Origin of the sequence: Nocardia farcinica (assembly GCF_029867845.1) — a bacterium.
GTDB classification, from domain to species: Bacteria; Actinomycetota; Actinomycetes; order Mycobacteriales; family Mycobacteriaceae; genus Nocardia; species Nocardia farcinica_A.
This window is the reverse complement of sequence record NZ_JARWRU010000426.1, coordinates 1-5,493: the sequence shown is the minus strand read 5'-3', so window position 1 is coordinate 5,493 and position 5,493 is coordinate 1. Positions and strand designations below refer to the sequence as shown.

The 5,493-nt window shown below is 73.0% G+C and carries 7 protein-coding genes; 5 read left to right on the top strand and 2 right to left on the bottom strand.

Annotation, left to right across the window (positions count from 1 at the left end):
* Together QH283_RS09060 and QH283_RS09055 are read right to left on the bottom strand one after the other, a co-directional pair.
* Window positions 1–362 (bottom strand): DUF3040 domain-containing protein (locus QH283_RS09060; protein ID WP_280502567.1); only part of this gene is annotated, 362 nt, incomplete at its 3' end.
* Between the two features lie 146 nt (window positions 363–508).
* Window positions 509–985 carry an SAV_6107 family HEPN domain-containing protein gene (locus QH283_RS09055; RefSeq protein WP_414689718.1) on the bottom strand — a complete coding sequence of 159 codons (477 nt, stop codon included), beginning with the start codon at window positions 983–985 and terminating at the stop codon, window positions 509–511.
* 233 nt (window positions 986–1,218) lie between these two features.
* Here QH283_RS09055 and QH283_RS09050 point away from each other — a divergent pair, with 233 nt between their 5' ends.
* From QH283_RS09050 to QH283_RS09030, 5 genes are all read left to right on the top strand, one after another.
* On the top strand, window positions 1,219–1,830 hold the full coding sequence (locus QH283_RS09050) for a GNAT family N-acetyltransferase (protein WP_280502566.1): 612 nt from the start codon (window positions 1,219–1,221) through the stop codon (window positions 1,828–1,830).
* Entirely contained in the window at window positions 1,827–3,389 is a 1,563-nt protein-coding gene (locus tag QH283_RS09045) for a phytoene desaturase family protein (protein WP_280502565.1), read from the top strand. The genes QH283_RS09050 and QH283_RS09045 overlap by 4 nt, the downstream gene beginning before the upstream one ends.
* A gap of 113 nt (window positions 3,390–3,502) precedes the next feature.
* Window positions 3,503–4,288, top strand: coding sequence for a carotenoid biosynthesis protein (locus tag QH283_RS09040; RefSeq protein ID WP_280502569.1), 786 nt, complete (start codon window positions 3,503–3,505; stop codon window positions 4,286–4,288).
* A 60-nt stretch (window positions 4,289–4,348) separates the two neighbouring features.
* Window positions 4,349–5,110, top strand: a complete 762-nt coding sequence (locus QH283_RS09035) for an LppM family (lipo)protein (RefSeq protein WP_414689717.1) — start codon at window positions 4,349–4,351, stop codon at window positions 5,108–5,110.
* A gap of 5 nt (window positions 5,111–5,115) precedes the next feature.
* Window positions 5,116–5,493 (top strand): glycosyltransferase (locus QH283_RS09030; protein ID WP_280502564.1); only part of this gene is annotated, 378 nt, incomplete at its 3' end.

The window sequence follows — 5,493 nt, the reverse complement described above, 5'->3', positions numbered from 1 at the left end:
CGCCCGCCGGGGCCGCGGCCGGTACTTCGGCCGGATACGCCGCCGGAGCCCGCGCCACCGGAGGGCAGGTCGCCGTCCGGGGCCGTCTTGGGGCCTCCGGTCAGCAGCAGCACACCGGCGCCGAACATGATCACGAACCCGATCAGGCTGATGATCGGAAAACCACCAGGCTTGGGCCCGGCGATACCCGCGACCAGCAACAGCAGGCCGAGGGCGAACAGGGCGGCAGCCTGGAGTCGGCGACGACTCGTGGTCGTGCGAAGTCGTCCGCCTCGCACCGACGAGGCGAACTTCGGGTCCTCAGCATAGAGAGCGCTCTCGATCTGTTCGAGCATGCGCTGCTCGTGCTCGGAGAGTGGCACGGTACCTCCCCCGGCACTAGGCGTGACTGTCGCCTCCGGGTAGGCGACAGATAGCCGACCTTGGCGGCCATCTGCCCCCATGATACGAGTTCGATCAGGGCCATACCACCCAATGGCCACTGTGGAACGAAACTGTCGCCGAGCCGCTACGCGCTCATGCCGGGGGCGAGCCGCAGCCGGGCCGCGGACTGGAGCAGATCGGCCACGTCGTGCAGGAATGCACCCACCCGCGAGGCGAACTCGTCGGCCTCGGCGTCGCCGACGTCGCGATCGAGCCCGGCCTCCAACGCGGCGCGCACCTCCGAGCGGGCGGCGAAGTAGTCCGACCACATGACGAACTCCGGCGCCGCGCGCTGCAGCAGCACCCAGGCGTTGCGGGAGCGGGCCCTCGGCGCGGCGTCGGCCCCCGTGCTCGCCAGCACCGCACCGGCACCGCGCAGCGCGGCCAGGTAAGCGGTGCGGAACCGCTCGCGCGGGTCACGCTCGCCCGCCGCCTGCAGCAACAGGCCGTCGGCCTTGTCCAGCAGCAGGCCCGCCTTGCCCGAGCGACCCTGCTCGGGGTGGCGATTCACACCGGAGTGTGCGCGACCGGCATCGGTGCGGCCGGATTCCGTGCGACTCATGGGCCGCCCCCTTTCGAATCGGCGCGAGGCCCGCCGCCGGCCCCGCGGACGACACCGGCGCCACCGCTCGCGCTCCCGGTCCGCGCGACGCGCGGACCGAACAGATATTCGAACGTCTGACTTGCGCTTGAATATAGGGACACCCACCGACAAGTTCCGCCGCACCCGTTCCACCGCACGTTCCACCACCGACTTCCCGCCCCGCCGCCACCGGCGCGACATCGACGAGAGCCATGACCGCCGTCACGCCCCACCAGACCCCCGCCCACGCCGTGGTCGACCTCACGGCCGCCGACCTGCGCTACCGGCTGCACGACGCGCTGTCGGTGTACGTGGCCGCCATGCAGTACCCCCGGGGCACGGAGAACCACCGCGCGCCCATGTGGACCGAGCACACCACCCGCAAGGGGTGGCGGGCGGTCGCGGCCCTGCTGCCCGACGAGCACGGCTACGTCGACCCGCGCACCTCGCGCATGCTTGGCATCGCCTACGGCTATCACGGCGCCCCCAATCAGTGGTGGCACCAGCAGGTGCACGTGGGCATGCGCCGCTGCGGCTGGCCGGAACAGTCGGCCCACGAACTGCTCTCGGACTACTTCGAGCTCACCGAACTGCACGTGCACCCGAGCGCCCAGGGATCGGGCATCGGGCAGACGCTGCTGCGCAGGCTGCTGACCGGGCTGACCGAGCGGGCGGTGCTGCTGTCCACCCCCGAGGTGCCCGCCGAGGAGAACCGGGCCTGGCGGCTGTACCGGCGGGAGGGATTCGGCGACGTGATCCGCGATTTCGTCTTCTCCGGCGACAGCAGGCCCTTCGCCATTCTCGGCAGGCGGTTGCCGCTGTGACCGTCGTCGTGGTCGGCGGCGGCCACAACGCGCTGGTCGCGGCCGCCTACCTGGCCAGGGCCGGGCACGCGGTCGAGGTGATCGAGCGCGACGAGGTGCTCGGCGGCGCGGTCTCGACGGTGGAGCGCTTCCCCGGCCACCGGGTGGACCGCGGGTCCTCGGCGCACATCATGATCCGGCACACCGGCATCGTCGAGGAGCTGGAGCTGGCCCGCTACGGGCTGCGCTATCTGGACTGCGATCCGTGGGGCTTCGCGCCCGCCGTCGACGGCCCGCCGATCGTCTTCCACCGCGACCTCGACGCCACCTGCGCCTCGATCGAACGCGCCTGCGGAGCGCGTGACGCCGACGCCTACCGCCGCTTCGTCGCCGTGTGGGGTCCGCGCGGCGCGCGGGTGATGCGGGCGTTCGGGGCCGCGCCGCGCGCCCCGCACCTGCTGCGTTCGTTCTGGGGCCTGGACACGGGAGCGGGTGGCAGCGCGCTGTCGCGGGAGTTCCTGCAATCGGGGGACGCGCTGCTGGACAGCTGGTTCGCCGACGAGCGGCTCAAGGCGGCGCTGGCCTGGTTCGGCGCGCAGTCCGGGCCGCCGATGTCGGAGCCGGGCACCGCGCCCATGGTCGGCTTCGCCGCGCTCATGCACACCCTGCCACCCGGCCGCGCGGTCGGCGGCAGCGGCGCGCTGACCGAGGCACTGGCGGCGCGGCTGCGCGCGGACGGCGCCACCATCAGCACCGGCGAGCCGGTGACCGAACTGCGCCGCGCGGGCGAGGGCTGGCTGGTGCGCACCGCGGCGGGCCGGGAGATCCGGGCCGAGGCGGTGATCGCGGGCGCACACGTGCTGACCACGCTGGATCTGCTGGCGGCGGGCGGATTCGACGAGACCGTGCTCGCGGACTGGCGCTCGCGCATCCGCGTCGGTCCCGGCATCGGCATGATCGTGCGGGTGGCCGCCGACGCGCTGCCCGCCTATCCCGGTGCGAGCGAACGCGAGTCGGCGCGCGGACTGCAACTGCTGGTCTCCGAGCGCGCGCGACTGTACCGGGCGCACGGCGCGGCGCTGGCAGGCGAACTGCCGCCGCGGCCGGTGGTGCTGGCCATGAGTTTCAGCGCGCTCGACCCGAGCATCGCCCCGCCGGGCGAGCACCAGCTGTCGCTGTGGGCGCAGTGGCATCCCCATCGCCTGGCCGACGGCAGCGGCTGGGCGGCGCACGCCGAGCGCGAAGCCGATCGGATCATCGCCGAGGTGGACGCGCTCGCGCCGGGTTTCGCGGGCTCGGTGCGGCAGCGGTTCGTGCAGACGCCGCAGGATCTCGAGCGTGAGATGGGGCTGATCGGCGGGAATGTCATGCACGTGGAGATGTCGTTGGACCAGATGATGATGTGGCGGCCGCTGCCCGAGCTGTCCGGCCAGCGGGTGCCCGGCGCGCCGGGGCTGTATCTGACCGGCGCCTCGACCCATCCCGGCGGCGGGGTCAGCGGCGCGAGCGGGCGGACCGCGGCGCGGCTCTTGCTGCGCGACCACCGCCGTTCCCGCATCCCCTTCCCGCGACGCCGATGAGCGAGACCCCCGCCACCCCGCCCGCCTCGGACGCGGCGCCAGCGAACACCACCGGCCCGCGATCCCCTGCCACCGGGTCCACCACCGCGGCACGCTGGGGCAGGCGCGTGCCGATGGCGTCGGCGATCCTGCTGATCCTCACCCAGATCGCCTACCCGTTGACCTCGGGCACCGCGCTCGACCAGGTGACGATCGCCGTGGTGCTGCTCTCGGCGGCGACCGCGCTCACCCACGCCACCGTGACCCGCGGTGTCCGCTATGCCGCGGGCGTGCTCGTCATCATCTCCGGCCTCGGGTTGTCCTCGGAGATCCTCGGCGTGGCGACCGGGCTGCCCTACGGCTGTTACGAATACGAGCTCGGCCCGCTCGGTCCCGCCCTGGCCGAGGTGCCGCTGCTGATCCCGCTGGCCTGGACCGGCGGGCTCTATCCGGTGTGGATGGTCGCCTGTCTGGTGACCGAACGCGCGGGCGGGGTGCCCGCGCGCATCGGGCTGACCGTCGCGGGCGCGCTGGGCTGGGATCTGTTCCTCGACCCGCAGATGGTCGCCGAGGACCGCTGGAGCTGGTGCGACACCGACTCCGGTCTGCCCGGCCTGCCGGAGATCCCGCTGACCAACTACCTGGGCTGGCTGGTGGTCGCGCTGTGCATGGCCCTGCTGCTGACCGTGTGGGACCGCGCCGCGCCGCCGCCATCGGGCCGCCCGCCGCGGACCGACCACACCGTGCCGGTGCTGGTCTTCCTGTGGACCTGGCTGGGGTCGGCGCTGGCCCATCTCGCCTTCCTCGGCCTGCCGGTCTCCGCCGGTTACGGCTTCGTCGGCATGGGGGTGCTCGGCGTTCCGCTGCTGGTGACGGCGGCGCGGCGGTGGCGCGCGAAGCGGGCGGGCACGCACCGCTGACGCGCCGGATCACCGTGTCCTCGCCCGCCCTTTGGCGCCGGTGGCAGCGGGCCTGGCACGATGTGTGCCGTGCGATCCAGTGCAGCCATCACACCCGCTGTCGTTTCGCGGCCGACGGCGCGGGTGCGCGTCGCGTCCGCCGTCCTGCTCACGGCCCTGCTGGTGCCGATGCTGGCCGGATGCCTACGGGTGCAGGTCTCCATGGGCGTCTCCTCCGACGACCGGGTGTCCGGCCGTATCGTGGCGGCGGTGGTGCCCGCCAACGAGGAGGACACCGGCCCCATGCTGACCGCGCCGGAGTCGCTGGGCGCGCGGGTGCGCGTCGAGCCGTACAACCAGGACGGCTACGTGGGCAGCAAGGTCTTCTTCGACGACCTGTCCTTCGGTGACGTGCAGCAGCTGACCCAGCTCAACGAGCAGGCCCAGGGCATGATCCAGTTGCAGTTCCAGCGCTCGGGCGATCTGGTGTCGCTCAACGGGCGCGTCGACCTGAAGTCGGTGCCGCCGCACGGCTCGGACGTGCAGTTCACCATCGCCTTCCCGGCCAGGGTGGCCAAGACCAACGGCACCCGCGAGGGGGACAACACGGTGTCGTGGAAGCTGCCCGCCGGCGAGGTCTCCACGCTGCGCGCCGAGGTGAGCTATCCCGATCCGAACACCCGCTCGTTCGCGGGGTGGGCGGGCATTGTGGGCGGCGTGACCCTGGCGGTCGCCGCGATCGTGGCCGGCATGGCCTACCTGAACCGCAATCCCACGCCCGAGGTCCCCGACCATCAGTTCTCCTGGCGGCGCTGGTGGCGCTCGGTCAAGCAGTTCCGCTGAGTTCGGTGGCGGTCGCCGCGACCCGGCTTGGCACCGGGCTGGCCATGACCGGTTGCGTCATCGCCCTGCTGAACCGGCTCACCGCGCCCCGGCTCTCGCCCGGACTGGCCGTGCTCGAACCGGTGACCGTGTGTGTCCCGGCGCGGGACGAGGCGGCCAGGATCGGAGAGCTCGTCGCCGATCTGCGCGGCCAGGTCGGCGTCCCCCGGCTGCGGGTGTTCGTCCTCGACGACGGATCGACCGACGGCACCGCCGAGGTGGCGCGCGCGGCCGCGCCGCGCGTCAAGCGGGGCGCGCAGGCGCTGGGGGGCGAGAGCCCGTACCTCGGGCTCGGGGTCGAGGAAAATGAGGCCAATGTCGGCCTGGCCGGGGGGGGGATGATG